Origin of the sequence: Delftia sp. GW456-R20 (assembly GCF_001622915.1) — a bacterium.
GTDB classification, from domain to species: Bacteria; Pseudomonadota; Gammaproteobacteria; order Burkholderiales; family Burkholderiaceae_C; genus Comamonas; species Comamonas acidovorans.
Window position 1 is genome coordinate 1199511 of sequence record NZ_LWCN01000004.1, and the last position, 24797, is coordinate 1224307.

The 24797-nt window shown below is 62.8% G+C and carries 26 protein-coding genes and 1 tRNA gene; 11 read left to right on the forward strand and 16 right to left on the reverse strand.

Going from position 1 to position 24797, the window contains the following annotated elements:
- Positions 1 to 143: 143 nt before the first annotated feature.
- The 5 genes from pgsA to A4F85_RS10765 all read right to left on the reverse strand — a co-directional run bounded on the left by pgsA (position 144) and on the right by A4F85_RS10765 (position 6043).
- Positions 144 to 713, reverse strand: a complete 570-nt coding sequence (gene pgsA, locus A4F85_RS10745; RefSeq protein WP_026062576.1) for a CDP-diacylglycerol--glycerol-3-phosphate 3-phosphatidyltransferase — start codon at positions 711 to 713, stop codon at positions 144 to 146.
- Between the two features lie 77 nt (positions 714 to 790).
- A complete protein-coding gene (gene uvrC, locus A4F85_RS10750; protein WP_063326573.1) occupies positions 791 to 2743 on the reverse strand; it encodes an excinuclease ABC subunit UvrC in 1953 nt (650 codons plus the stop codon).
- Positions 2744 to 2801: 58 nt separating this feature from the next.
- Complete coding sequence (locus tag A4F85_RS10755; RefSeq protein ID WP_043823497.1) at positions 2802 to 3788, reverse strand: Bug family tripartite tricarboxylate transporter substrate binding protein; 987 nt, start codon at positions 3786 to 3788, stop codon at positions 2802 to 2804.
- 51 nt (positions 3789 to 3839) lie between these two features.
- Positions 3840 to 4829, reverse strand: a complete 990-nt coding sequence (locus A4F85_RS10760; protein ID WP_063326574.1) for a hydroxymethylglutaryl-CoA lyase — start codon at positions 4827 to 4829, stop codon at positions 3840 to 3842.
- Entirely contained in the window at positions 4826 to 6043 is a 1218-nt protein-coding gene (locus tag A4F85_RS10765) for a CaiB/BaiF CoA transferase family protein (RefSeq protein WP_013803127.1), read from the reverse strand. The genes A4F85_RS10760 and A4F85_RS10765 overlap by 4 nt, the downstream gene beginning before the upstream one ends.
- Positions 6044 to 6211: 168 nt before the next feature.
- Between A4F85_RS10765 and A4F85_RS10770 the strand changes: the two genes are divergently transcribed.
- From A4F85_RS10770 to A4F85_RS10790, 5 genes are all read left to right on the forward strand, one after another.
- On the forward strand, positions 6212 to 7096 hold the full coding sequence (locus A4F85_RS10770) for a LysR family transcriptional regulator (RefSeq protein WP_012204721.1): 885 nt from the start codon (positions 6212 to 6214) through the stop codon (positions 7094 to 7096).
- A gap of 5 nt (positions 7097 to 7101) precedes the next feature.
- Complete coding sequence (gene earP, locus A4F85_RS10775) at positions 7102 to 8235, forward strand: elongation factor P maturation arginine rhamnosyltransferase EarP (protein WP_063326575.1); 1134 nt, start codon at positions 7102 to 7104, stop codon at positions 8233 to 8235.
- A 162-nt stretch (positions 8236 to 8397) separates the two neighbouring features.
- Positions 8398 to 8952, forward strand: a complete 555-nt coding sequence (efp, locus tag A4F85_RS10780) for an elongation factor P (RefSeq protein WP_012204719.1) — start codon at positions 8398 to 8400, stop codon at positions 8950 to 8952.
- Positions 8953 to 9105: 153 nt separating this feature from the next.
- Positions 9106 to 9708: a DUF2239 family protein gene (locus A4F85_RS10785; RefSeq protein ID WP_063326576.1), complete on the forward strand. Its 603-nt coding sequence runs from the start codon at positions 9106 to 9108 to the stop codon at positions 9706 to 9708.
- 54 nt (positions 9709 to 9762) lie between these two features.
- Positions 9763 to 11181, forward strand: a complete 1419-nt coding sequence (locus A4F85_RS10790; protein ID WP_063326577.1) for an MATE family efflux transporter — start codon at positions 9763 to 9765, stop codon at positions 11179 to 11181.
- A gap of 61 nt (positions 11182 to 11242) precedes the next feature.
- On the opposite strand, the gene adhP is transcribed toward A4F85_RS10790, so the two are convergent.
- Both adhP and rimO read right to left on the reverse strand, forming a co-directional pair.
- Positions 11243 to 12271: an alcohol dehydrogenase AdhP gene (adhP, locus tag A4F85_RS10795; RefSeq protein WP_012204716.1), complete on the reverse strand. Its 1029-nt coding sequence runs from the start codon at positions 12269 to 12271 to the stop codon at positions 11243 to 11245.
- 150 nt (positions 12272 to 12421) lie between these two features.
- Complete coding sequence (gene rimO / locus A4F85_RS10800) at positions 12422 to 13816, reverse strand: 30S ribosomal protein S12 methylthiotransferase RimO (protein ID WP_013803131.1); 1395 nt, start codon at positions 13814 to 13816, stop codon at positions 12422 to 12424.
- Between rimO and A4F85_RS31300 the strand changes: the two genes are divergently transcribed.
- The 3 genes from A4F85_RS31300 to A4F85_RS29565 all read left to right on the forward strand — a co-directional run bounded on the left by A4F85_RS31300 (position 13815) and on the right by A4F85_RS29565 (position 16639).
- Entirely contained in the window at positions 13815 to 14384 is a 570-nt protein-coding gene (locus A4F85_RS31300; protein ID WP_331710724.1) for a recombinase family protein, read from the forward strand. The two genes, rimO and A4F85_RS31300, sit on opposite strands and share 2 nt — an antisense overlap.
- 168 nt (positions 14385 to 14552) lie before the next feature.
- Positions 14553 to 15107, forward strand: a complete 555-nt coding sequence (locus A4F85_RS31305; protein WP_331710733.1) for a zinc ribbon domain-containing protein — start codon at positions 14553 to 14555, stop codon at positions 15105 to 15107.
- 533 nt (positions 15108 to 15640) lie between these two features.
- Positions 15641 to 16639 (forward strand): acyltransferase family protein, encoded by a 999-nt coding sequence (locus tag A4F85_RS29565; protein ID WP_197485480.1) that lies wholly within the window; start codon positions 15641 to 15643, stop codon positions 16637 to 16639.
- Positions 16640 to 16680: 41 nt separating this feature from the next.
- On the opposite strand, the gene A4F85_RS31310 is transcribed toward A4F85_RS29565, so the two are convergent.
- From A4F85_RS31310 to A4F85_RS30540, 4 genes are all read right to left on the reverse strand, one after another.
- Positions 16681 to 17013: a DUF2514 family protein gene (locus A4F85_RS31310; protein ID WP_331710734.1), complete on the reverse strand. Its 333-nt coding sequence runs from the start codon at positions 17011 to 17013 to the stop codon at positions 16681 to 16683.
- An 85-nt stretch (positions 17014 to 17098) separates the two neighbouring features.
- Positions 17099 to 17536, reverse strand: a complete 438-nt coding sequence (locus A4F85_RS10810; protein WP_063326578.1) for a D-Ala-D-Ala carboxypeptidase family metallohydrolase — start codon at positions 17534 to 17536, stop codon at positions 17099 to 17101.
- On the reverse strand, positions 17533 to 17859 hold the full coding sequence (locus tag A4F85_RS10815) for a hypothetical protein (protein ID WP_156517003.1): 327 nt from the start codon (positions 17857 to 17859) through the stop codon (positions 17533 to 17535). Before A4F85_RS10815 ends, A4F85_RS10810 begins: the two co-directional genes overlap by 4 nt.
- Before the next feature lie 109 nt (positions 17860 to 17968).
- On the reverse strand, positions 17969 to 18238 hold the full coding sequence (locus A4F85_RS30540) for a hypothetical protein (RefSeq protein WP_156517004.1): 270 nt from the start codon (positions 18236 to 18238) through the stop codon (positions 17969 to 17971).
- Positions 18239 to 18652: 414 nt separating this feature from the next.
- Here A4F85_RS30540 and A4F85_RS10820 point away from each other — a divergent pair, with 414 nt between their 5' ends.
- From A4F85_RS10820 to A4F85_RS29575, 3 genes are read left to right on the forward strand one after another with little or no spacing between them, the layout of a single operon-like run.
- Positions 18653 to 20020: a hypothetical protein gene (locus A4F85_RS10820; RefSeq protein WP_063326580.1), complete on the forward strand. Its 1368-nt coding sequence runs from the start codon at positions 18653 to 18655 to the stop codon at positions 20018 to 20020.
- Complete coding sequence (locus tag A4F85_RS10825) at positions 20017 to 20547, forward strand: hypothetical protein (RefSeq protein WP_063326581.1); 531 nt, start codon at positions 20017 to 20019, stop codon at positions 20545 to 20547. Before A4F85_RS10820 ends, A4F85_RS10825 begins: the two co-directional genes overlap by 4 nt.
- A complete protein-coding gene (locus A4F85_RS29575) occupies positions 20544 to 20816 on the forward strand; it encodes a hypothetical protein (protein WP_082848183.1) in 273 nt (90 codons plus the stop codon). The genes A4F85_RS10825 and A4F85_RS29575 overlap by 4 nt, the downstream gene beginning before the upstream one ends.
- A gap of 65 nt (positions 20817 to 20881) precedes the next feature.
- Here the strand turns inward: A4F85_RS29575 and A4F85_RS30545 are convergent, their stop codons facing one another.
- From A4F85_RS30545 to A4F85_RS10840, 5 genes are all read right to left on the reverse strand, one after another.
- A complete protein-coding gene (locus tag A4F85_RS30545) occupies positions 20882 to 21172 on the reverse strand; it encodes a hypothetical protein (RefSeq protein WP_156517005.1) in 291 nt (96 codons plus the stop codon).
- Positions 21173 to 21198: 26 nt separating this feature from the next.
- Positions 21199 to 21891: a DUF2806 domain-containing protein gene (locus A4F85_RS29580; protein WP_197485481.1), complete on the reverse strand. Its 693-nt coding sequence runs from the start codon at positions 21889 to 21891 to the stop codon at positions 21199 to 21201.
- Between the two features lie 736 nt (positions 21892 to 22627).
- Positions 22628 to 23167: a polyhydroxyalkanoate synthesis repressor PhaR gene (gene phaR / locus A4F85_RS10830; RefSeq protein WP_013803147.1), complete on the reverse strand. Its 540-nt coding sequence runs from the start codon at positions 23165 to 23167 to the stop codon at positions 22628 to 22630.
- A 213-nt stretch (positions 23168 to 23380) separates the two neighbouring features.
- Positions 23381 to 23457 (reverse strand) — tRNA-Val (locus A4F85_RS10835).
- 70 nt (positions 23458 to 23527) lie between these two features.
- Complete coding sequence (locus tag A4F85_RS10840; RefSeq protein ID WP_012204713.1) at positions 23528 to 24793, reverse strand: Zn-dependent hydrolase; 1266 nt, start codon at positions 24791 to 24793, stop codon at positions 23528 to 23530.
- Between the last annotated feature and the right edge of the window lie 4 nt (positions 24794 to 24797).

Consider the following 24797-nt stretch of genomic DNA (forward strand, 5'->3'; position numbering starts at 1 on the left):
CCAGTGCTGCAATGCGCCTCACCGCTTCGCATCCACGACGCCGCAGCTACTGCCCTGCCTGATTCAAATGCTTCCAAAAAAATAGCAACGCCAGACAGTTTGACGTGTCTGGCGCAGGATCCCGGGAACGGCCGGAAAGGCCCTCAGTGCGTGACCCGCGCGCGGATCTCGGGCAGGGCTTTTTGCAGGTAGTACACCATCGACCAGACGGTGAGCACCGCCGCCACCCAGATCAGCACCTGGCCCCAGACGCCGGTGTCGATCATGCCGAACACACGGCCGTCGTACAGCAGGAAGGGGATGGCCACCATCTGCGCCGTGGTCTTGAGCTTGCCCAGCATGTGGACGGCCACGCTCTTGCCCGCGCCCAGGTGCGCCATCCACTCGCGCAGGGCCGAGATGGCGATCTCGCGGCCGATGATGATCAGGGCCACGAACACATCGGTGCGCTGCAGGTGCACCAGCACCAGCAGCGACGCGCAGACCAGGAACTTGTCGGCCACCGGGTCGAGGAAGGCGCCGAAGGCCGATGTCTGGTTGAGCTTGCGCGCCAGGTAGCCGTCGAGCCAGTCGGTGGCCGCGAAGACGATGAACATGACCGTGGCGACCAGGTTGCGGGTCGCCACATCGAACGGCGCGTAGAACACCCCGACGATCAGCGGAATCGCGACGATCCGCGTACAGGTCATCAAGGTGGGGATTGTGAGAAACATGGCCGCCATTGTGTCACGTACCTTGGTGTTTGAGGTTCTGTTTCAAGGCCCGCGGTGCAGCCTGCGGGACGGTCATTTCAATGCAATGCACGGTAGATATCTTCAGCCAGCGCGGCCGAGATGCCGTCCACGCTGCACAGGTCCTCGACGGTGGCTTCGGACACGCCGCGCACGCCGCCAAAGCGCTGCAGCAGGCGCGCGCGCTTCTTGGGGCCTACGCCCGGAATCTCCTCGAGCTTGCCGCCGCCCACCCGCACCTTGGCACGCGCCGCGCGCATGCCGGTGATGGCGAAGCGGTGGGCCTCGTCGCGGATCTGGGCCACCAGCATCAGCGCGGCCGAGTCGTAGCCCAGGTAGATCTTCTCGCGCCCGTCGGCAAAGACCAGCTCTTCCAGGCCGACCTTGCGCCCCTCGCCCTTTTCCACGCCCACGATGCGCGAGACATCGAGGCCCAGCTGCTCGAAGACTTCGCGCGCCATGCTGACCTGGCCCTTGCCGCCGTCGACCAGCACCAGGTCCGGCAGTTGCGGCTGCTTGCCCGTGAGCTCGGCACCACCCGCCTCTCTTTGCGCTTCGGCCACGCGGCTGTAGCGGCGCGTCAGCACCTGGCGCATGGCGGCATAGTCGTCACCGCCCGTGATGCCCTCGATGTTGAAGCGCCGGTATTCGCTGCTTTGCATCTTGTGGTGATGGAAGACCACGCAGGAGGCCTGCGTGGCCTCGCCCGCCGTGTGCGAGATGTCGAAGCATTCGATGGTGAGTTCATCGAGGTTCTCGCAGGCCAGGTCCAGCGCCTCGACCAGTGCGCGCGTGCGCGCCTGCTGCGAGCCTTCTTCGGCCAGCAGGCGGGCCATCTGGATGTCGGCGTTCTTTTGCGCCATCTCCAGCCAGATGCGCCGCTGCTCGCGCGGCTGCTGCACGGCGGTAATGCGCACGCCGCCTTGCTCGCTCAGCAGCGCCAGCAGTTTCTTGTCCACCGGGTGGCTGACGATGAGCACAGGCGGCACGGCCACGCCGGTGTAGTGCTGGGCGATGAAGGCCTCCAGCACGATGTCCTCAACCGGGCGCGCGGATTCGGCAAGATTGGCCTCTTCCTCGCCGGCGTAGACCGAGGCGGCATCGCCCAGGTTGGCGGGAAAGTACGGCCGGTCGCCCAGGTGGCGGCCGCCGCGCACCATGGCCAGGTTCACGCAGGCACGGCCGCCTTGCACCTTCACGGCGAGGATGTCCACGTCGCGGTCGTCGGCGGTTTCTATGACCTGCTGGTGCAGCACGCGCGACAGCGCCGTCATCTGGTTGCGTACCTCGGCGGCCTGCTCGTATTCCATGCGCCCGGCGTGCTCCATCATGCGGGCCTCCAGCTGGCGCAGCAGTTCCTGGGTTTCGCCGCGCAGCATGGCCTCGGCATTGCGCACGTCCAGCGCATAGGCTTCGGGCGAGATCAGATCCACGCAAGGGCCGCTGCAGCGCTTGATCTGGTAGAGCAGGCAGGGGCGCGAGCGGTTGGCAAAGACCGTGTCCTCGCAGGTGCGCAGCCGGAAGACCTTCTGCAGCAGCTGGATGCTTTCCTTGACGGCCCAGGCGTTGGGATAGGGACCGAAGTAGCGGTGGCGCTTGTCCACGGCACCACGGTAGTAGGCCATGCGCGCGAAGCGCTGGTGGGCAGGCTCGCCAGCCTGGCCGTCGCGCGCGGCCACGCCGGTGATCTTCAGGTAGGGATAGCTCTTGTCGTCCCTAAACAGGATGTTGTACTTGGGGTGCTGCGTCTTGATGAGGTTGTTTTCGAGCAGCAGGGCCTCGGCCTCGGAGCGCACCACCGTGGTCTCCATGCGGGCGATCTTGCCCACCATGTGGCCTATGCGCGTGCCGCCATGGTTCTTGGTGAAGTAGCTGGAGACGCGGCGCTTGAGATTGATGGCCTTGCCCACGTACAGCAGCGTGCCTGCCGCGTCGAAATAGCGGTAGACGCCGGGCAGGCCCGGCAGCGCTGCCACCTGGGCCAGCAGTTCATCGGAATGGGGTTCGGACATGCGCCTATTGTGGCCGCTGCCCGGGCCCGCCGCAGCGGGCCTGCGGGCCCTCGGGCTCTTACTCGGCCTCGATCTTCGAGGACTTGACCACCTGGGCCCAGTTGGACCACTCGGTCTTGACCATGGCGCCCAGCTGCTGCGGGCTCATGTAGTCCGCCGTGGCGCCCTGCTCCTGTGCCTTTTGCTTGAAGGCCGGGTTCTCCACCACCTTCTTGAGGTCGGCCGTGAGCTTGTCGATCACGGGCTTGGGCGTGGCGGCGGGCGCGAACACGGCAAACCAGGAGGTGGCGTTGACGCCCGCATAGCCGGCCTCGGCCGTGGTGGGCGCATCAGGCAGGCTGGGCAGGCGCTGCGTGCCGGTGACGGCCAGCACGCGCAGCTTGCCGCTTTGCACGTGGGGCATGAAGGGCGGCGCCGTGCCGAAGGTCAGGTCCACCTGGCCGCCCAGCAGGTCCTGCAGCGCGGGGCCGGTGCCCTTGTAGGGGACGTGGACCATCTTGATGCCGGCCTGCTGCTCCAGCATGGCGCCCGTCACGTGCTGCAGCGAGCCATTGCCCGACGAGGCGTAGTTCAGCTTGCCGGGGTTGGCCTTGGCATAGGCCACGAGTTCGGCCAGCGTCTTCACGGGCAGCTCGGACCGCACCACGATGATCTGCGGCGCCGACAGCACATTGGCCACGGGCTGGAAGTCGCCCTGCTCCCAGATGCGGGCCTTGGTCAGGTGGGGCGAGATGACGTGATAGCCCGAGTACTGCATGAGCAGGGTGTAGCCATCGGCCTCGGCACGCTTGACCAGGCTGGCTGCGATGGAGCCGTTGCCGCCGCCCTTGTTGTCCACCACCACCGACTGGCCGATGACGGGCGCCAGGGCCTGGGCCGCCATGCGCGCCGCCAGGTCGGTGGTGCCACCGGCTGCGGCCGGCACGATCATGGTGATGGTCTTGGCGGGGTAGCCGCCCTGGGCCAGCGCGGCTGTGCCGCCCAGGCCCAGCCCTGCGATGGCCATGGCCACGGCTGCGATCTGTCTGCGTTGAATCTTCTTCATCTTTGTCTCCTTGGTTTGCTCGGTTCTTGTGAATGAGAATGCGCGCCGGCCTCAGCCCTTGGCCAAAGCCCGTTCGCGGATGGCTGCAAAGTCGGCTGGTGGCTGGTGCAGGTCCAGCCGGGCACCGGCCTTGGCGATCTGGCTGGCCGTGTCATGGCCGATCAGCGCGGGCAGGCTGCGCGCGGCCGCGACGATCTGCGCCAGGTCCACGCCGGTGTCGTAGCCCATGAGCTGCAGCGCGTGGACGATGTCCTCAGTGCAGGCATTGCCCGATGCGCCGGGCGCGTAGGGGCAGCCGCCCAGGCCGCCGATGGAGGCGTCGAAGCGGTCGCCGCCCGCCTCGATGGAGGCCAGCACATTGCCCAGGGCCATGCCGCGTGTGTTGTGGAAGTGCAGGGTCAGTCCCAGCTGCGGCCAGCGCTGCCGGAAGGCGGCCACCATGGCACGCACCTGAGTCGGGAAGGCCATGCCCGTGGTGTCGCACAGCGTGATGCCCTGCACGCCCAGGTCGGCAAAGCGCTGCACCCAGTCGAAGACTTCCTGTTGCGGCACCTCGCCCTCCATGGGGCAGCCAAAGCAGCACGACAGCGAGACGTTGACCGGCACGCCCGCCTGCTGCGCCGTGGCCACGACCTGGGCCAGCGCCGCGAACGACTGGCTGCGCTGCATGCGCAGGTTGCACAGGTTGTGCGTCTCGCTGACCGACATGACCAGGTTGAGCTCGTCCGTGCGCGCCTCGATGGCGCGCTCGGCGCCGCGGGCATTGGGCACCAGGGCCGTGTAGACGGTGCCGGGCCGGCGTTCTATCTCACGCATGACGATCTCGCCATCGCGCAGCGCGGGAATGGCCGTGGGCGAGACAAAGGCCGTGACCTCGATCTTGGACAGGCCGGCCTGCGACAGCGCATTGACCAGGGCGATCTTGTCCTCGGTGGGGACAAAGGCCTGCTCCATCTGCAGCCCGTCGCGCGTGCCGACCTCGTTGAAGAAGACGCGGCGGCCCGCGCCCTGCCAGACATCCGTGGGGTGGACGGCATTCATTGGATCACTCCCTTGCTGCGCAGCAGCGCAATCTGTTGGGCCGTGAGGCCGGCCTCGGCCAGCACGGCATCGGTGTCATCGCCCACATGGGGCGCACTGCTGCGCACAGTGCCGGGCGTGAGCGAGAGCTTGGGGACGATGCCCGGCACCTCGATGTCGTCGCCGTCGCGCGTGTGCTGGCTGAGGATCATGTCGCGGGCGCGGTAGTGCGGGTCCTCGGCAATGTCCTTGGCCGTGTAGACCTTGCCGGCCGGCACGCGCGCGGCGGCCAATTGGTCCATCACCGCCTGCACGCTCTGCGAGCGCGTCCAGCCGCCGATGACGGCGTCGATCTCGGCGATGCGCGCCACGCGGCCCGCGTTGTCGGCCAATTGCGGATCGTCGGCCAGGTCCTGGCGGCCGATGGTGGCCATCAGGCGCTTGAAGATGGAGTCGCCATTGCCGGCCACCAGCACCCACCCGTCCTGGCAGGGATAGGCGTTGGACGGCGCAATGCCCGGCAGCGCGCTGCCCGCCGCCTCGCGCACGGCACCAAATGCGCTGTATTCGGGCAGCAGGCTTTCCATGACGTTGAAGACGGCCTCGTGCAGCGCCACGTCGATGACCTGGCCGGCACCGCCGTTCACCTTGCGGTGGTACAGGGCCATCATCACGCCGATCACGCCATGCAGCGCGGCCAGCGTGTCGCCAATCGAGACGCCAACGCGCACCGGCACGCGGCCCGGCTCGGCCGTCAGGTGGCGCAGGCCGCCCATGGCCTCGCCGATCACGCCAAAGCCCGGCAGGTCGCGGTAGGGGCCGGTCTGGCCGTAGCCCGAGATGCGCAGGATGACCAGGCCGGGGTTGAGCGCATGGAGCTCCTCGGGCGACATGCCCCAGCCTTCCAGCGTGCCGGGGCGGAAGTTCTCGACCAGCACATCGGCCTCGGCGATCAGGCGCCGCGCGATGTCCTGGCCCTCCTGCTGGCGCAGGTCCAGCGCCACCGAACGCTTGTTGCGCGACTGCACCTGCCACCAGACCGAGGTGCCGTTCTTGATCAGGCGCCAGTTGCGCAGGGGATCGCCCGCGCCCGGCGCCTCGATCTTGACCACGTCGGCGCCGAACTCGCCCAGCGTCTTGCCGCAGAACGGCCCTGCGATCAATTGCCCCATCTCGACCACGCGCACGCCATTGAGCGCGCCGGGTGTGGGTGCCTGCCTTGTCTGTTGTGTCATGGGTTAGCGCTTCCTCTTTGTCTCCTGCGGCCAGCCTCCGATGGCATTGCCGCGGCGCCGATCTTGCCGCCGTCCGCGCGCGCTGCAAAACGCTCAAGCGCGACGCTGCCATCGCAAACCGGCATGGCAGAACCCAGCCGGGCGGGGCCGGGAGATAATCGCCACCCCATGAAACTCGACCCGATTTCGCTGCGCCTGTTCGTGGCCGTGATGGAGGAAAGCGCCATCGCCCGCGCCGCCGCACGTGAACACATCGCCCCCTCGGCCGCCAGCCGGCGGCTGGCTGAGCTGGAAAGCCAACTGCAGGTGGAGCTGTTCACCCGCAGCAACCGCGGCAGCGTGCCCACGGCCGCCGCCTATGCACTGCTGAATATGGCGCGCGGCGTGCTCAACGACCTGGACGGCATCGGCGAGCAGATGCGCGAGTACGGCAGCGGCCTGCGCGGCCATGTGCGCGTGATGGCCAACATCTCGGCCATCACGCAGTTCCTGCCCTCCCAGCTGCAGCGCTTCCTGGACCAGCACCCGCATGTGGACGTGCGCCTGCAGGAGCGGGTGAGCAGCGACATCGCGCGCGCCGTGGCCGACAACGAGGCCGACATCGGCATCCTCAACCAGGGCAGCTACGGAGAGAAGATCCGCCTGCGCCCCTACCGGCGCGATCGCCTCATCGTCATCGTGCCCCAGGGCCATGCGCTGGTACGGCGGCGCTCGCTGCGGCTGGCCCAGGTGCTGGACCATGACCTGGTGGGCATGCACGCCGGCAGCGCGCTCAACCACCAGATCACGCGCGCCGCGGCCGACCTGGGCCTGCAGCCCCGGCTGCGCATGAAGGTCACGGGCTATGACGCGCTGTGCCTGATGGTGGCCTCGGGCCTGGGCGTCGGCATCCTGCCCGAAGGCAGCGCACGCCTGTACCTGGGCGCCCTGCCGCTGCGCTGCATTGCGCTGGACGAGCCCTGGGCCGAGCGCCAGCTGATGCTGTGCGTGCGCTCGCAAGAGGCACTGCCGCCCGTGGCGCAGTTGCTGGTCGAACACCTGTGCGAACCCTGATCCCCATGCCTGCCTTCAAACCCATCCCCCCGGCCCCTCTGCCAGAGCAGGCCGTTGCACGGACCTGGGACATCTTCTGCCAGGTCATAGACAACTTTGGCGACATCGGCGTGTGCTGGCGCGCGGCGGCCGACCTGGCTTCACGCGGCCAGCGCGTGCGGCTGTGGATGGACGACGCCAGCGCCCTGGCCTGGATGGCACCCCCGCCCCACCCGGCCGGGCTCAGCGTGCACGGCTGGCCCACGCAGGCGCAGGATGTCCCTCAGGCCGTGGGCGATGTAGTCATCGAGGCCTTCGGCTGCGAGATCCCGCCGCCCTTTCTGGCGGCCATCGCGCGCCGGTCACCGCTGTGGATCAACCTCGAATACCTGTCGGCAGAGGACTATGTGGAGCGCTGCCACCGCCTGCCCTCGCCGCTGATGTCGGGGCCGGCTGCGGGACTGACGCGCTGGTTCTTCTACCCGGGCTTCACGGCCGCCACGGGCGGCCTGCTGCGCGAGCCGGACCTGGCCGCGCGCCAGGCGGCTTTTGCTTCCGAGGGCCGGCAGGCCTGGCGCACACGCCACGGCATAGGCACCGGCGATTGCGCCATCTCGCTGTTCTGCTACGAGCCCCCTGCCCTGCCTCAATGGCTGGCCCAACTGCATGCAGCGCCCCCTGCGCCGCAGGCCACGCATTTGCTGGTGACCCCGGGGCGCGCAGCCGCCGCCGTGCAACAGGCCATGACCAGCGTGCCCGCCACGGAACAAGGCGCGGTGACCCGGCATGCGCTGCAGCCCTGCCCCCAACCTCAGTTCGACGAAATGCTCTGGGCCTGCGACCTGAACCTGGTGCGCGGCGAGGATTCGCTGGTACGCGCGCTGTGGGCGGGCCAGCCGCTGGTCTGGCACATCTATCCTCAGCACGACGACGCCCATCACGACAAGCTCGACGCCTTTCTTGACTGGCTGCAGGCACCGGCCAGCCTGCGCGCCTTCCACCATGCCTGGAACGGCATGGCACCGGCAAGCACCCTGCCCGCAATCACGCCTGCGCTGCTGCAGCAATGGCAGGAATGCGTGCAGGCGGCACGCCTGCGGCTGCTGCAACAGACCCCATTGATTGAGCAGCTACAAGCTTTCGTGACCGAAAAAAGCTAGAATGCACGTTTTGCCTCCCTGGAGGCGCCGCTGCGGGCGACCGCCAGCCGGCCGCCATCGACCAACCAGGGTTGCACCCGCCGCGGAACTGCGGCAGGCGCACCGTCCCAGCGACTTCGCTTGCCTGCCCTGTTGAGCGGCTCAACCTCAGCCAAGCAAGCTATGAAAATCGCTCAAGAAATCCGCGCCGGCAACGTGATCATGCACGGCAAGGACCCGATGATCGTCCTGAAGACCGAATACGCTCGCGGTGGCCGCGGCGCCGCCACCGTCCGCATGAAGCTCAAGTCCCTGCTGGGCAACATGGGCACCGAAGTCGTCTTCAAGGCCGACGACAAGATCGACAACGTGATCCTGGACAAGAAGGAGTGCACCTACTCCTACTTCGCCGATCCGATGTACGTGTGGATGGATGCCGACTTCAACCAGTACGAAGTGGAAGCCACCAACATGGGTGACGCCATCAACTACCTGGAAGACGGCATGGAAGCCGAAGTCGTGTTCTACGACGGCAAGGCCATCTCCTGCGAACTGCCCACTTCCGTGGAACGCGAAATCACCTGGACCGAACCCGCCGTCAAGGGCGACACATCGGGCAAGGTGCTCAAGCCTGCCAAGATTGCCACCGGCTTCGAAGTGCCCGTGCCTCTGTTCGTGAGCCAGGGCGACAAGATCGAAATCGACACCCGCACGGGCGAGTACCGCAAGCGCGTCTAAACAACGCCTGCAGTTCCCTCTGCGAAGCCCCTGGCAGTCTCTGCCAGGGGCTTTTTCTTTGGGCGCGCGGTATCCACGCAGATATTTACCCGGATTTAATTGACTTGCGAATTTTACCCGGCTAATATCCTCCGCATGACTACCGACTCTTGCATGGCGGGCGCCGAGCCCGCACCCAGCTACACCATCTTCCAGGGCCATGGCCGTCTGCTCCAGGGGGACAGGCCTGCCGTCCTGCAGTTCCTGCAAAGCCATGAACAACAGGCGCAGGGCAGTGGATCGGCACCGCCGTTGTGGGTTTTCGACGACCACAGCGGCATGCGGCTGGACCTGGACTGGCGCAGCGAACTGGCCGCATCGCCCGCACCCGGTCAAGCCGCCGCCCCGCGCAGCGTGGGCCGCCCCAAGCTGGGCGTGGTGGCACGCGAAGTCACCTTGCTGCCGCGCCACTGGGAATGGCTCAACCGCCAGCCCGGCGGCGCCTCCGGCGCACTGCGCAGGCTGGTGGACGAGGCGCGCGGCAAGCACGCCGCACAGGATGCCGTGCGCGCCGCCACCGAAGCCGTCTACCGCTTCATGAGCGAGATGGCGGGCGACCTGCCCCATTTCGAGGACGCCAGCCGCGCCCTGTTTGCACGCCAGGCCGAAGCCTTTGCACAGCACACCGCCGCCTGGCCCAAGGATGTGCGAAGCTATCTGCAGCAACTGGGCGGCCCCGTGTGGGCGGGCTCACCTGCGGCGCCAGCCCAGGACTGAAGACCTGAAACGGCCCGACCTCACTGCTTTTCTCGTCGCATTACCAGACACAACATGACGAAACCAACCGAACCCCTGCCCCAGGCCGCCGCGCCTGCCGCATCCAGCCACGGCGGGCCGCCCATTGCCGGCAGCCAGCCGTTGTGGCGCACCTTTCTGGTGTTCCTGGGCCCCATGGTGCTGGCCAACATACTGCAATCGCTGTCGGGCACCATCAACAGCGTCTTCATCGGCCAGATGCTGGGTGTGCAGGCGCTGGCCGCCGTCGCGGCCTTTTTTCCGGTGATGTTCCTCTTCATCGCCTTCGTGATCGGCCTGGGCGCGGGCTCCTCGGTGCTGATCGGCCAGGCCTACGGCGCGCGCATGCATGACAAGCTGCGCGCGATTGCGGGCACGGCCATGTGCATAGGACTGCTGTTCGGCGCCATCGTGGCCCTGTTCGGCGGGCTGTTCACCGAGCCGCTGATGCGGTTGCTGGGCACGCCGCCCGACATCATGGAGCAGGCCACGCTGTACTCGCGCATCGTGCTGCTGGGCATGCCGGGGCTGTTCGTGTTCCTGCTGGCCACCTCGCTGCTGCGCGGCGTGGGCGACACGGTCTCGCCCATGCTGGCCCTGCTGATCTCCACGGGCACGGGCCTGGCCTGCACCCCGGCGCTGATCGCGGGCTGGGCCGGCCTGCCGCGCCTGGGCGTGGCCAGCGCAGGTGTATCCATGATCCTGGGCTTCACCCTGGCGCTGGCCTGGCTGGGCTGGCGGCTGCGCCGCATCGGCAGCCCGCTGGCGCCCAATGCCGCGCTGTGGAAGGCGATGCGCATTGACCGGACCCTGCTCAAGAGCATCCTGCGCGTGGGCATTCCCACGGGCGTGCAGATGATTGCCTCGTCCATGGCCGGGCTGGTCGTCGTGTCGCTGGTCAACGGCTTCGGCTCCAGCGCCACGGCCGCCTATGGCGCGGTCAACCAGATCAACTCGTTTGCGCAGTTTCCCGTGATCTCGGTCGCCATCACGGCCTCCATCCTCGGAGCCCAGGCCATCGGCGCGGGACGCAGCGAGCGCCTGGGAGCCATCACGGCCACGGCCATCCGCATGAACCTGGCATTGGGCGCCGCCCTGGCCCTGATCGGCAGCCTGTTCGCACGGCCGCTGCTGGGCATGTTCATCACCGACGAGCAGGTGCTGGTGCTGGCCATCGAGCTGCTGTACATCGTGCTGTGGAGCGGCCTGCTGCTGGGCTGCTTCATCGCCCTGTCGTCCATCATGCGTGCCAGCGGCGATGTGGTCATTCCCACGGCCATCACCATCACGGTGCTCGCCGTGCTGGAGCTGCCCATGGCCTGGTGGCTGAGCCGCGGCTTCGGGCTGATGGGGATCTGGATGGCGCTTCCGCTGTCCTACACCCTGACGCTGTGCCTGCAGACCGCCTACTACAAGCTGGTCTGGAAGAAGCGCCCCATCCGCCGGATGGTGTAAGGCATGCGCCATGCAAAACAGGCTTCCCAAGGGAAGCCTGTTTTTTGGGGTGGGCAAGGCGTCAGGCGTTCAGGTCCAGCACCACGCGCCCTTCGATCTTGCCTTCATGCATGCGCGCGAAGATGTCGTTGATGTTCTCCAGCCGGTCTGTGGACACGGTGGCCTTGACCTTGCCCATGGCCGCGAAGTCCAGCGACTCCTGCAGGTCCAGCCGCGTGCCCACGATGGAGCCGCGCACCGTCACGCCGCTGAGCACCATGTTGAAGATGGGCAGCGGAAAGCTGCCGGGCGGCAGGCCGTTGAGCGACACCGTGCCGCCGCGCCGCACCATGCCCAGCGCCTGCTCGAAGGCCTTGGGCGATACCGCCGTCACCAGGGCGCCGTGTGCGCCGCCAATCTCCTTTTTCAGGTAGGCCGCAGGGTCCGTGGTCATGGCGTTGACCGTGACCTGTGCGCCCAGGCGCCGGGCCAGCGCCAGCTTGTCGTCATCCACGTCCACCGCTGCCACATTCAGGCCCATGGCCTTGGCATATTGCACGGCCATGTGGCCCAGGCCGCCGATGCCCGAGATCACCACCCAGTTGCCGGGTTTGGTGTCGGTGACCTTCAGGCCCTTGTAGACGGTGACGCCCGCGCATAGCACGGGAGCGATCTCGATGAGGTCCACGCTGCCCGGCAGCAGGCCCACGAAATTGGCATCGGCCAGCGCGTACTGCGCAAAGCCGCCGTTGACCGAGTAGCCGGTGTTCTTTTGCTGCTCGCACAGCGTCTCCCAGCCGCCCAGGCAATGCTCGCAATGGCCGCAGGCCGTGTAGAGCCAGGGAATGCCGACGCGGTCGCCCTCCTTCACATGGGTGACGCCTGCACCCACGGCGGCCACATAGCCCACGCCTTCATGGCCGGGGATGAAAGGCGGATTGGGCTTGACGGGCCAGTCGCCCTGCGCCGCGTGCAGGTCGGTATGGCAGACGCCGCAGGCCTCGATCTTCACCAGCACATGGCCGGGATCGGGCCTGGGCACCGGAACTTCCTCGATGGTGAGCGGCTTGCCAAACTCCCGCACCACGGCGGCCTTCATGGTCCTGTTCATTCGCGCCATCCTTTCTTTGCGTCAAAGTAGGGACAGCATTTCAGCGAAGCGACCTGAACGCCTTGATCAAAATCAGGCCTTGGACCATCAAGGACAAAAAAAACGGGCAAGGAAAACCTTGCCCGCTTTTCAGGGATGCGAATGCAGGCCTTACACGGGCTGGCCCACCAGGTCGTGACCCTGCGTGCCCACGATGCGCGCCTTCACGAAGTCGCCCACCTTGTAGGTCTTGCTGGCCTTCTCGGGCGGCAGCAGGTGCACCAGGCCATCGATCTCGGGGGCATCGGCATAGCTGCGGCCCACGCCACCCTTCTTGCCCAGGCCCACGGACTTGTCCACCAGCACCTGCATGGTCTGGCCCACGCGCTTTTGCAGGCGCGCAGTGGAAACCTCTTCGGCCACGGCCATGAAGCGCGCACGGCGCTCCTCACGCACTTCCAGGGGCAGCATGCCGGGAATCTCGTTGGCGGCAGCGCCTTCGACCGGGCTGTAGGCAAAGCAGCCAGCGCGGTCTATCTGCGCCTCGCGCAGGAACTGCAGCAGGTGCTCGAACTCCTGCTCGGTCTCGCCGGGGAAGCCCGCGATGAAGGTGGAGCGGATCACCAGATCCGGGCAGATCTCGCGCCAGCGCTGCAGGCGCTCCAGGTTCCTCTCGCCGTTGGCGGGGCGCTTCATGCGCTTCAAGACATCGGGATGGCTGTGCTGGAAGGGCACGTCCAGATAGGGCAGCACGCGACCCGTGGCCATGAACGGAATGATCTCGTCCACGCTGGGATACGGGTAGACATAGTGCAGGCGCACCCAGGCGCCATAGGGCTCGGCGATCTCGGCCAGCGTCTGCACCAGTTCGAGCATGCGCGTCTTGACCGGCTTGCCGTCCCAGAAGCCCGTGCGGTACTTCACATCCACGCCATAGGCCGAGGTGTCCTGGCTGATCACCAGCAGCTCCTTGACGCCGCCCTCGAACAGCGCACGCGCCTCCTTGAGCACATCGCCCACCGGACGCGAAACCAGATCGCCGCGCATGGAAGGGATGATGCAGAAGGTGCAGCGGTGGTTGCAGCCTTCGGAGATCTTCAGGTAGGCGTAGTGCCTGGGCGTGAGCTTGATGCCCGCCTCGCCAAAGGCGCCCGGCACCAGGTCGATGAAGGGATCGTGCGGCTTGGGCAGATGGGTGTGGACGGCGTTCATCACCTCCTGCGTGGCGTGCGGACCGGTCACGGCCAGCACGCTGGGATGCACTTCCTGGATCAGGTTTCCGCCATCCTTGCCCGCCTTGGCGCCCAGGCAGCCCGTGACGATGACCTTGCCGTTCTCGGCCAGCGCCTCGCCAATGGTGTCCAGGCTCTCGCGCACGGCGTCATCGATGAAGCCGCAGGTGTTGACGATCACCAGGTCAGCGCCCTCGAAGGTCTTGGAGGTCTGGTAACCCTCGGCGCTGAGCTGGGTAAGGATGAGTTCGGAGTCCGTGAGTGCCTTGGGGCACCCGAGGGAGACCATACCTATACGGGGCAGCCGATCCACTTTGACAGCAGTTTCATTCATGGGAAAAACTTCTAAAGGTCTTGTCTATAGCTACCTGCGGTTCTCGGACCCCAAGCAGTCAACGGGGAGCAGCACGGACAGGCAGCTGGCATACGCGGAAAAATGGGCCTCTGAGCACGGCCTGCAGCTTGACAGCAGCCTGACCCTTCGCGACGAGGGCCTGAGCGCTTACCACCAGCAGCACATCAAAAGTGGTGCGCTCGGGGTGTTCCTGCGGGCCGTGGAGGACGAGCGTGTACCGCATAGATCTGTGCTGATCGTGGAGGGGCTGGACCGCCTCTCTCGCGCAGAGCCCATCCAGGCTCAGGCGCAACTGGCCCAGATTGTAAATGCGGGCATCACCGTGGTCACAGCGAGCGACGGAAAGGCCTACAGCCGGGCACGGCTGAAGGAAAACCCCATGGATCTGGTCTACAGCCTGCTGGTGATGATCCGCGCGCACGAAGAAAGCGACACGAAGAGCAAGCGCGTGAAGGCCAGCATCAGGCGTTTGTGCGAGGGGTGGCAGAACGGCACGTATCGGGGGCATGTGCGCCAGGGACATGACCCGAATGGGTCAAGGAGGTAGAAGGCGGACGGGAGATCGACTCCGACCGCGCGGCCGCCGTGCGCCGGGCCGGTCAGCTATATGTCCAAGGCCATGGGAGCAAGGGCATTGTGCAGCGCCTCGATGCCGAGGGACTGAAGCTCTACAGCACATCGGCGGAGAACGCCGCAGATCTACCGCCTGTTGAAGATGCCCCAGCTTGCAGGCATCAAGCCCATTGCCATCGATGGCGAGGAGTACCAGCTGCGCGGCTACTACCCTGCTCTACTGAGTGCAGACGAGTGGACCGAGTTGCAGCGCGTCGCCGCGCAGAGCGGCCGCAGGCGGGTCAAAGGGGATCTGCCGCATGTCATCACAGGTCTCGGTATCACGATCTGCGGATACTGCGGCCGCCCGATGTCCGGCCAGCACCTGGCGACCAAGAATCGCCTGCCAGATGGGAGACTACGCGACGGAAATCGGCGCCTGCTCTGCGCCTCGGCTGCCGCCTATGGCGGGGGCTGCCCAGTGTCAGGGAGCACCAGCGTGGCCCCTGTTGAGCGCGCGATCATGTCCTATTGCAGCGACATCGTGAACTTGCAGGCGCTGTACGGGGCAGACCGCAACCAGGCGCCCCGCGCCCAGGTGGTTGCAGCACGCCAGGAGGTGGACCAGATCAGCGCCCAGCTCGACAAGCTCACCGACGCGATGCTGGCCAGCGCCGATGAGGGCACGCCGGCAGTGTTCGCATGGCGCGCCCGCTAGCTGGAGGTCGACCTGGCCGCTGCTCAAGCCCGGCTGCAGGCGGCCGAACTGGATCTGGCCGGCGCGACGCGCACAGACATCGCTGGCGCCGATGCCGCTTGGCGCGCGCTGGCTACCGGCGTGGAGGCACAGGAGATAGGGCCCAGACTGCAGGCCCGCCAGCTAGTGGCGGACACGTTTGAGCGCATAGTGGTGTACGCGCGAGGTGTCAATCCTCAGCCTGATTGCTCCGAACGCACCTGCAAAATTGACCTCGTACTGATCGCTCGAGGGGGCACAGCCCGCATGCTTACGATTGATCGGCAGGGCAACTGGATTGCAGGGGAGCAATCATATCAATCCTCCGTTGAAACGCTTTTATAATCACAACAGAGACACTTATTCGAGGAAACCACACAATTCGTGAACAGGGAGTAATAAAAATCTTCAAAATCAAAATTTCAAAATCAGCGAATTTTTGGAGACACTAAAACGACCATTTATCCACAAAAGCTACAGTTTAAAATATGCTTCGGATTGACTATAAATAAATCGTGCTTTACTCCATTCAAATATTACGAGCAATTGCCGCCTGGATTGTAGTAGCTCATCACTATGTACAGATAGTCCATGGCTTCAGCCAAGCAACGCCAACTCTGGCATTTCTCTCAAACTACGGTGCAATTGGTGTAGATATCTTTTTCATAATAAGTGGCTTTGTAATTTATCTCGCCACAAAAAATAATACAACAACTGCGATGACCTTTGCAGTTCATCGAGTAGCCAGAATATTACCAATCTACTGGATTTGCACAGCAATTACAGCAGTACTGGTTATCAGTTGGCCCAAACTAATACCGTCCACCGCTTTTGAACTAAGCTTTTTCCTCAAAAGTCTGCTTTTTATCCCATCACCAAACCCGTCAGGGATTGGCATTTACCCCCTGGTTACTGTTGGATGGACGCTAAATTTCGAGGCGGCATTCTATTTGATATTTTTCTTAGCCATATTTTTTGGTAAGAAAAACTTAATATCCATGATATTCATTGGAATATTTTTAATAAATACCATACCTGCAAAATTCATACCAAATATTCAATTCTATTCATCCACTATCATATATGAGTTCATGATCGGAATACTGATAGGCTCATTTTATGAAAAGAGCGAATCAAAGGACATAAACATAATAATATCAGTCATTCTATTTTCTATTGGAATATATTTATTGCACGCAGCGGGCGGAGCATCTCACGATCCAGTAAAAAATGGAATACCTTGCGCGCTAATTTTCATTTCCATAATCACTCAAGAGAAATATTTTAAGCGCCTAAAGTTCTTTAAGCACCTAGGCGACTGGTCTTATTCTACATATCTGTTTCATGTAATAATAATATCAATTTCCATTGAATTCACCAAAATAATGTTGATTGATGAAAAAAATGCAATTGCTTTAAGCGTTATAGGAATTGCAGCCATTTCTTATCTTAGCTTCAGGTTTATCGAAAAACCCATATCCATCTTTATAAAGAAAAAATTCCCTCTTAAATGAATATAAATATTCAACTCTGATTAATATATATAAAACAGACCTCAGTGCGCCAGCACAATCAGTGAAATTGCAGCTTCGTGAGTGCGCTCGCAGGCTTCACCACGACTTCTGGCGTCATCAGCAATGCGCGCCAATTCTCCCGCTCGCTCGTCAGCGCGGCGCTGCAGCTCGGCGAGCAGATCGAGGGCTGCGGTGTCTGGCGCGCACTGTCCGGCAGCCGCGGGCTTGTGCACGGCCAGACTCGCGGGCGATAGTATCGAGGTTTTTACGGTAGGTGCTTTCCAGTTTTCGATAGCGCTCTGACGTTTCAGCGACCAGTGCGGCGGCGGCCGCACGTTCCATCGCCAGGTCGGTGCGGGCCTTGTCGACCGCACGCTGAGCAAGCTGGTGCGCCCGGCTCTGCCATGCCAGCACCAAGGCCAGAAGCCGCTAGGCGCGGGATTTGAGGAGGGTAAGCATCTACGCCTCCTGAATGCCCACCAGCGTGCTTTTGCCGCTGATGGTGATCACGCGGTTGACAGGCTTGTCCGGCGTGCGTGTGGACAAGTGCACCCAGTGCTTGCCTCCCACGCTCTCATAGATGATCTGCCCGATGCTCAGCGCGTTGACGTGCGGGGCCAGGGTCTTGGCCACGGCGTAGGGCGCACCGAACTTCGGCGCCACGATGTCAACGGCGGAGCCTATCGCGTGGTCGCTGCTTGTGACGCCGCCAACGGCCGCATTTACAGCGCGCGAGCTGTAGCCGCTGGTCACGATGATGGGCACGCCCAGGTGCGCACCTACGCGCTCCAGCATCGCGGCCGTGAGCGCCAGGCGCTGCAGGGCTTCGGGAGTTAGCGTGTTGTCCAGGCCCTGGCACTGGGCCGTGAGTTCGGCCAGGCTGAAATGAGGAGTCATACAGCACCCCCATCCTTTGGCGGCAGGCCCAGGCGTTTGCGCACCCATTCATTGAGCAACGGCCCGAGTGCGAACTGATCCCAGGCCCGGAACACCCAGTCGGCCGTAGTCATCGAGAACATGCCGACGACGAAGCCGGCGAGCCCCTCGGAAAGGCCTGTCGTCACCACGAAGTCAGGCGTACCGTAGTTCCTCGCTGCGATCCCGAGCACCAGCACTGCCGCCTTGCGCGGCCGTGTACCTTGCATCCACATAAGCGCTCCTGCACTGCCGAGAATCCCCGGCACTTTGGGTCGAATTTGATCGAACCAGTTGTTGTCCATGTGCCCTCCTCCGGGCATGAAAAAACCGCCCGAAGGCGGTTTGTTGTGGGGTGTCATCTGGCAGGACAGTTCGTGCGGCTGGATCGGCGCGTCGAGGATCGCAGCAGGATCAATTGCGTGCCCGGCACGCCTGCAGGATGGCCAGGCCTGCCGGCAAATCCGGGTTGTCCAGGTCGATGTACTTGCGCACGCTTGCGTCTTGGATCACCGCCTCCCGTATCACCGCGCCCCCCCCCCGGGCTTCTCGGACGACAAGCGAATAGGTGGCCCCCTCAGGGCCATACACGCTCACACCATTCACACAACCAGGGGTCAGCACGAACGTGATGGCCCCTTTGCCGCGAGATTTCGTCGCCGAATAATCATCGAAAGGAGCCATCCGGTCTGTTGGCCCCTTGCGGAGCCAATAGCCAGGATCAGCCTCAAGACGCACCGTGCGGCCCGAGTGCGCCCGGAAGCACGAGTAGACAGATCCATTTGAGGTGCACAGATCGTCAATGGGATAGCTGCCACTGGCGATCCATGCGACTTCACCATTAGCCGTATTGGGCTCTGGCACTGTTGTGCCTGCGGCCATCTGCACTGACAAGCCATGTTATGAGGCCAAGGCCGAAGCGCATACCGCCCGCTTGGTACAGGAGGCCAAAGACAAGGGCCATACCGTCCTCATTGGAAAGGAAGCTGCAGAGCTGCAGACTCAGGGCTACAACGAGAAATTGAAGGGTTATCTCACCTGGACTACAGCGAGGACAGCCCCACCGACGAGCCGCTGCGCAAGATCATTGGCGCGCAGATGAAGACCGAAGGCATCCAGCCGGTCAAAGTCGAACACCCACGCCGCAAGGGCGAGCTTGTTGACGCCCTGCCCAATGAGACGGTGCTGCGCCTGCTGAAGATCGTGGACGGCCAAGCGAAGGCGTCCGAGAAAGTGGCCAAGGAAGCGCGGCAGTTCTCCGAGTCCAAGAAGGCCCAGGCCGAAGCGAAGGCACAGGCCAAATTCGAACAGGCATGGCGCGATGGCCTGTTGGATCGCGCATGGAACACCCTCAATGCCGAACAGCCCCCGGCCTTCAATCTTGATGTGCATCGCTATCTCGCCCTGCGCTCCGTCAAAAGCCTCGGGACCGACGACGCACAGGCCATTGCTGATGTGCTCGGCTTCGACCGCGTGGGCGCCCATGCCGCGCTGATCGAGTACGCCAAGGAAACCGTCAACCCCGATTTCCTGCAGCTCCTGTGCATCATGCAGGGCGACAGCCGCGCCACGCACAACCCCTACAACGGCACGCCGAATGAGGGCCTGATGCTGGTGGCCGGCGCTGTGCTGCAGGAGCGCCTGCAGGCTGTAATCAAAGAGGTCAAGATGGCAGCGGCCGACAAGCATCTGCCGAAGATTGCCCCCGTCAAACCTGCCGCTCCGAAGGCAGATCTACCCCTTGATCCCGCTGCGCGCGCTGGCGAGAGTCGCGCGAAGGGCAAAGCCAAGAAATCCCCCGCTGCGCGTGCGAGCGCCGAGCCGAAGACGACTGCCGACGAAGCCTCGGCCGCTATCGCGGCCGCGCTCCAAGACCAAGAATCAGGCGCGGCCGCAGCCGCGCAAGGCGACGATGCAGGCCCAGTCGCAGCTGACGCTGCGCAGGGCCTGCCGCCCTCCCCTGCGGCCGCTGATGTTGACCAGGCCAAATTCCCTGACACGCAGCAGTCTGCGCCCACGCAGACTGCCCCCGCTGACAATGGCCAGGACAGTGCGGACGCCGGCACCGGGGCAGCAGATCAAGCAGCCACCAGCCAGGCGCCCGAGTTTCACAGCGGCGACCTGGTGCGCGTGAAAGCTGGCCTCAAGGGCACAACCGGGCGCCCACGCAAAGAGTGCGGCCGCGTGGGCGTAGTGCGCCTCGGAGATCTGTCACTGATCGTGGAATTTGGTGCCGGCGTGGGCCAGCGCACAGGGTTTGAGCCGGAGGAGCTGGAGCGCTACACAGCAGACCCCATCGTGGGCCAGCGCGTGCGCGTACTCAATCCGGACAGCGCCTATCGCTGGCGAGAAGGCACGATCAGAGCATGCACGGCAGACGGCTGGAAAGTGGAGTTCTCGGGCAAGCCTGGCACCGTGGCCAAGGCTGCAATTTTCGATACCAAGGAACTGGAGAGCCTGGCATGAACGGACGCCGCAAACCTTTCCGCAGTCGCTGGGCGGGTCGTCCCGACACCTTTGCCGTGATCAATCACCACGGCACCAAGCTGACAAGCAGAGAGATCGCCTCAATCATCGACCCCGTGCGCGAATGCTTTGCGCAGATCCGCGCCGGCACAGCCACTGAGGTGCACGCCACCGTCATGCACAGCATTATCCATGTGGCCCAGGAGATAGAACGCGGGGGCATCGTCCACGGCTTGGCCGAACATTTCAACAGCGCCCAGGCCGCATGCGAAGCCTACTTTGCCCGCTGCCGCGCCGGCGGTGCTTGGCATCCCAGCGCCGTGCACTTCTACGAGCTGGACGCTCTCACCACCGCGATTGACCTGCATGAATTCCAGTTGCAGCAGTTGACGGCTCATGAGATCCAAGAAGTGACGCGCAGGCTGATCGCTCGTACAGAGAGCAGCGGTGGAGAGATGCTGCAAACCGACGTGGACCTGAGCAAAACCAAACCGTATCGCAAGAGCCGAGAGGAGGCACCCGCATGATCGGCACACAACCCACTGGCGCCATCGACGGCGTGCAAATCAGCGCAGTAAGTCATGAGGGGCTGACCGTCAGTATCAACGGCAAACCCGGGCGCTTGGCCATCATCTCGGATGATGGCCAAATCATAGCGGCAGGCAAAGACGTGGCTCGGGAAGCCCAAGCCGTCGCCGTCAACTGCTACCGCAACTTCCTTCAAGGCAAAGGCTTCCTGCGCATTCTAAGCAGACCAATTCTGACTGATCGCACAGACACCAGAGACACCAGTTAGATACTATGATTAAAAAATCCCGCTATCTTACATAGCGGGATTTCCATTTACATATCAAACCTAATCTAATAATTTGGCATTAAAGTATTTCCCCCGCCACCCGGCATGCCCACCCAATCTGCGATTTTTACAGTAAACCCTTGCTCCACAAAATTTCTTCCCACTACACGCAAGTAATCTAGGTCGGGCTCAAATGATCCAAGCCCAAGCACTTGACGACCAACGGCTGTCAGCAAATAACAAGGCATTTGTAGCTCTTTCGACGGCTCAGTGTGCTCCACAATAATAGCTTTATTGTGAGATATTAAAGCGGCAAAAAATTTATCTTCTTTAATTGATTTATAGGTTGATAGCACCCCGGTGTCAACACCACTAAGAACACCTAAGTCCTGAGCCTCCAGAAGAGTTGTAAATGAAATCCCCTTAGTAGCCAAGTAATCCCAGAGACCCGCTGTATCCGATTATCAACAACGTACCTCGCCAAAGAGGAAATTAATTCAGCATCTGCTTTAGAAAGTGTCTTTAGAAACTCTAATGTTCGAATTGAGTGCTTTCCAGGATCTTTCAACTCTCCAGCCAACACACTGCCCCACAAACGTTGCAAATCCACTGAAGATACCCGTCCAGCATGTTCACGCCATATAAACAACCAATCTTCCTCAATACCTTTTTCAGATGGAATATGGCCATCGGCAGCAAGCTGTTCCTCGGCGAAGATAATGGCTTTAGATGAGTTTATTTCGGAACGCGCAGCAGCTGAAAATTCGGTTTTTTTCCCACTTTCAACAGCCAATGAAAGAGCAAAAAAAGGCTCTACTCGCTCATTTATCGGGCTAATTTCATTTAACCCATTTTTTAATAGCAATGAACCATCTGACTGAAGCTGCTTTTTACCAGAGCGAATATCAGCAACATCCACTTCAGCCTGTGCCAACATAAGCATTTCAGCTCGACGAATCTCGTTCCTCACTCTCCCCTCTCGACCAGCTTGCCAAGGCGAAAGCAACGAACCCATTCCTCTTTCTACTAGAGTTTCCCATAACTTGATCACTAACTTTTCGCCAGGCAGCTCCATAAATCCTCCACAGTTAACGAAACTCATAACACTGAGCGCAATCAAATCCCTGCAGCCATAGACCTAAGTCAATAACAATATATTCTTTGACCTGTGCGGTTGATTGTTCACAAATTTATTCGCACCCGAGTCTCTAATGCACGTTCAGCAGCCCATTTGCAAGAGCGTCGGTTACAACAAATCTACTGATCTACGCGTTTTCGATCAACAGGAACCGACGCGGCAATGTGTTGATTAGACTCTACAGCAACTCATGAGACAGTTAAACGGAGACCTTCAGCGCCATCGACCCGCAGTGCAACTACTGTTGGCTTGTGACCCAATTCAGACGCACACCAAGAGAGATTGAGTGCAAACCCTCAGTTGCGTGAGAACATCTACTGTTGACAATGACTCGGCGGTTGCGGTCAACGACCGGATTGCGTTGGTTTCGGCGAGGGTCGATCCATCGACACCGACTGCACCCTCGTCTCGCCTGCGATCAACCAAGCTCGGACCATCCCACAGATAGCGATAAGCCACGTTGGCGCCCTACAGTGCTCCAATATGTGACCGACCCTTTAACGATATAGATGCAGTATCCTACGGGCACCCTAGAGACACGAAACCCACGCGCGGAGCGGCCGCGCCGGCAGGGATTGTCATGGTTGTCGCGTCGCTCGTGGGATTCATCAGGGGCGATATTGTCCAGTTCTGCGTGAACTTGGCACATCGACCCGAACTTATCCCTGAAAGCTCAGCTGCCGCGCTTGATGCCCAAGGCACCCAGCATCTGCTCGGTCTGCTTTTGCATCTGGTCCTGCATCTGGGTGAACATGTTCTGCGACTGCTCCATGTAGCTGCTCATCATGTTCTGCATGGCGGGCGGCTGCATGCGCATGAACTGGCTCCAGGCCTCGGGCGAGGTGCCCTGGGCCTGCTCGGCCAGCTTGTTCTGGAAGTCGGTGAACATCTGCACGTTCTTTTCCAGGTAGGAGCCCATGTAGCCCTGCATGGCATGGCCGTAGAAACGGATGATGTTGGCCAGCACGGTCTCGGAGAACATGGGCGCGCCGCCGGCCTCTTCTTCCAGAATGATCTGCAGCAGGATGCTGCGCGTGAGGTCTTCGCCGCTCTTGGCGTCCTTGACCACCACGGGCTCGTTGCTCATTACCAGCTGCTTGACTTCCGTCAGCGTGATGTAGGAAGACGTGTTGGTGTCGTAGAGACGGCGGTTGGGGTATTTCTTGATCACGCGCTGAGCGCTGGGGGCGGCGGCTGTTGTCGTCTCTTGCATTGCAATGCTTCTCCTCTTGTACGTGCTTGTACGGGCAATTGATCTATTGCACTGCAACAGATTCTAGGCAGCGCACACAGCACCTGGCGCAGCAGTAACCCTGATGGTGATCAACGCATGCGACAGAGCGAATGGCTGCCTTGCCGCCGTCCGGGCAAAAAAAATCCCGCTTGAAGCGGGATTTTCTGCAGCCCCTGGTGAGACTGCTTTGTTTGGTAGGCGCGATTGGACTCGAACCAACGACCCCCACCATGTCAAGGTGGTGCTCTAACCAGCTGAGCTACGCGCCTGTCGTTTGTTGAAGCCGCAAGTATAGCAGTGCAAAACAGGGCTTCCGGGCAAGTTGCGCAGTTTTTCCGATCACAGCACCCTGGCGCGTTCCAGCATGGCGTGCATCAGCACATTGCAGCCTGCGGTGATGTCGGCCGGCGTGGCATCCTCGATCTCGTTGTGGCTGATGCCGTCCTTGCAGGGGATGAATACCATGCCGGCCGGTGCCAGCCGCGCCATGTAGACCGCATCATGCCCAGCGCCCGAGACGACGGGCATGTGCGAGTAGCCCAGGGCCTTGGCGGCGCGCGCCACCGCATCCACGCAGTCGGCATGGAAGGGTTGGGCGGGGTAGCTGGACACCAGGTTGATCGCTATGGGCAGGCCCGTCTCCCGGCTGATGCGGTCGGCCACGGCGCGGATGTCGGCGTCCATGGCTTCGCAGTCGGCATCGGTGGCGTTGCGCAGGTCGATGCTGAATTTGACCTGCCCCGGGATCACGTTGCGGCTGTTGGGATGGACCTGCACCATGCCCACGGTGCCGCGCCCGTGGGGCGGATGGCGGTGGGCGCAGGCCACCACTTCCTGCATCAGTTGCGCGGCGGCCTGCAGCGCATCCTTGCGCAGGGCCATGGGCGTGGGGCCGGCATGGGCTTCCATGCCCGTGACCACGCAGTCGTACCAGCGGATGCCCAGCACGCCGGTGACCACGCCAATGGTCCTGGCGTTGTCCTCCAGCACCGGGCCCTGTTCGATGTGGGACTCGAAGTAGGCGCCGATCGGGTGGTCGCCCGGCTCCTGGCTGCCCACATAGCCGATGCGCTCGAGCTCGCCCTTGACGGTCTTGCCTTCGGAGTCGGTAGCCGCATAGGCATGCTCCAGCGTGAAGGCCTTGGCGAACACGCCCGAGCCCATCATCACCGGCACGAAGCGCGAGCCTTCCTCGTTCGTCCAGAAGGCCACCTCGATGGGCGCTTCGGTCTCGATGCCGTGGTCGTTGAGCGTGCGCACCACCTCCAGCCCCGCCAGCACGCCGTAGTTGCCGTCGAACTTGCCGCCAGTGGGCTGGGTGTCGATGTGGCTGCCCGTCATGATGGGCGGCAGGCTGTTGTCGCGCCCGGGCCGGCGCATGAAGCCGTTGCCGATCTTGTCGATGGTCACCGTCATTCCCGCCTCGCGCGCCCAGCGGGTCACCAGATCACGGCCCTGGCGGTCCAGGTCGGTCAGCGTCAGGCGGCAGACGCCGCCCTTGGGCGTAGCGCCGATCTGCGCCAGCTCCATGAGTGAATCCCACAGCCGGCTTCCGTTGACGCGCAGCTGCGCGATGTCCTGCTTCACTTGGGTATCTGTATCCATTGCG

Excerpts from the sequence above, each read along its gene's own strand:
- pgsA (WP_026062576.1), bottom strand. The coding sequence starts at position 713 with ATGTTTCTCACAATCCCCACCTTGATGACCTGTACGCGGATCGTCGCG.
- uvrC (WP_063326573.1), bottom strand. The coding sequence starts at position 2,743 with ATGTCCGAACCCCATTCCGATGAACTGCTGGCCCAGGTGGCAGCGCTG.
- A4F85_RS10755 (WP_043823497.1), bottom strand. The coding sequence starts at position 3,788 with ATGAAGAAGATTCAACGCAGACAGATCGCAGCCGTGGCCATGGCCATC.
- A4F85_RS10760 (WP_063326574.1), bottom strand. The coding sequence starts at position 4,829 with ATGAATGCCGTCCACCCCACGGATGTCTGGCAGGGCGCGGGCCGCCGC.
- A4F85_RS10765 (WP_013803127.1), bottom strand. The coding sequence starts at position 6,043 with ATGACACAACAGACAAGGCAGGCACCCACACCCGGCGCGCTCAATGGC.
- A4F85_RS10770 (WP_012204721.1), top strand. The coding sequence starts at position 6,212 with ATGAAACTCGACCCGATTTCGCTGCGCCTGTTCGTGGCCGTGATGGAG.
- earP (WP_063326575.1), top strand. The coding sequence starts at position 7,102 with ATGCCTGCCTTCAAACCCATCCCCCCGGCCCCTCTGCCAGAGCAGGCC.
- efp (WP_012204719.1), top strand. The coding sequence starts at position 8,398 with ATGAAAATCGCTCAAGAAATCCGCGCCGGCAACGTGATCATGCACGGC.
- A4F85_RS10785 (WP_063326576.1), top strand. The coding sequence starts at position 9,106 with ATGGCGGGCGCCGAGCCCGCACCCAGCTACACCATCTTCCAGGGCCAT.
- A4F85_RS10790 (WP_063326577.1), top strand. The coding sequence starts at position 9,763 with ATGACGAAACCAACCGAACCCCTGCCCCAGGCCGCCGCGCCTGCCGCA.
- adhP (WP_012204716.1), bottom strand. The coding sequence starts at position 12,271 with ATGAACAGGACCATGAAGGCCGCCGTGGTGCGGGAGTTTGGCAAGCCG.
- A4F85_RS31300 (WP_331710724.1), top strand. The coding sequence starts at position 13,815 with ATGGGAAAAACTTCTAAAGGTCTTGTCTATAGCTACCTGCGGTTCTCG.
- rimO (WP_013803131.1), bottom strand. The coding sequence starts at position 13,816 with ATGAATGAAACTGCTGTCAAAGTGGATCGGCTGCCCCGTATAGGTATG.
- A4F85_RS31305 (WP_331710733.1), top strand. The coding sequence starts at position 14,553 with ATGCCCCAGCTTGCAGGCATCAAGCCCATTGCCATCGATGGCGAGGAG.
- A4F85_RS10810 (WP_063326578.1), bottom strand. The coding sequence starts at position 17,536 with ATGACTCCTCATTTCAGCCTGGCCGAACTCACGGCCCAGTGCCAGGGC.
- A4F85_RS10815 (WP_156517003.1), bottom strand. The coding sequence starts at position 17,859 with ATGGACAACAACTGGTTCGATCAAATTCGACCCAAAGTGCCGGGGATT.
- A4F85_RS30540 (WP_156517004.1), bottom strand. The coding sequence starts at position 18,238 with ATGGCTCCTTTCGATGATTATTCGGCGACGAAATCTCGCGGCAAAGGG.
- A4F85_RS10820 (WP_063326580.1), top strand. The coding sequence starts at position 18,653 with ATGAAGACCGAAGGCATCCAGCCGGTCAAAGTCGAACACCCACGCCGC.
- A4F85_RS10825 (WP_063326581.1), top strand. The coding sequence starts at position 20,017 with ATGAACGGACGCCGCAAACCTTTCCGCAGTCGCTGGGCGGGTCGTCCC.
- A4F85_RS29575 (WP_082848183.1), top strand. The coding sequence starts at position 20,544 with ATGATCGGCACACAACCCACTGGCGCCATCGACGGCGTGCAAATCAGC.
- A4F85_RS29580 (WP_197485481.1), bottom strand. The coding sequence starts at position 21,891 with ATGGAGCTGCCTGGCGAAAAGTTAGTGATCAAGTTATGGGAAACTCTA.
- phaR (WP_013803147.1), bottom strand. The coding sequence starts at position 23,167 with ATGCAAGAGACGACAACAGCCGCCGCCCCCAGCGCTCAGCGCGTGATC.
- A4F85_RS10840 (WP_012204713.1), bottom strand. The coding sequence starts at position 24,793 with ATGGATACAGATACCCAAGTGAAGCAGGACATCGCGCAGCTGCGCGTC.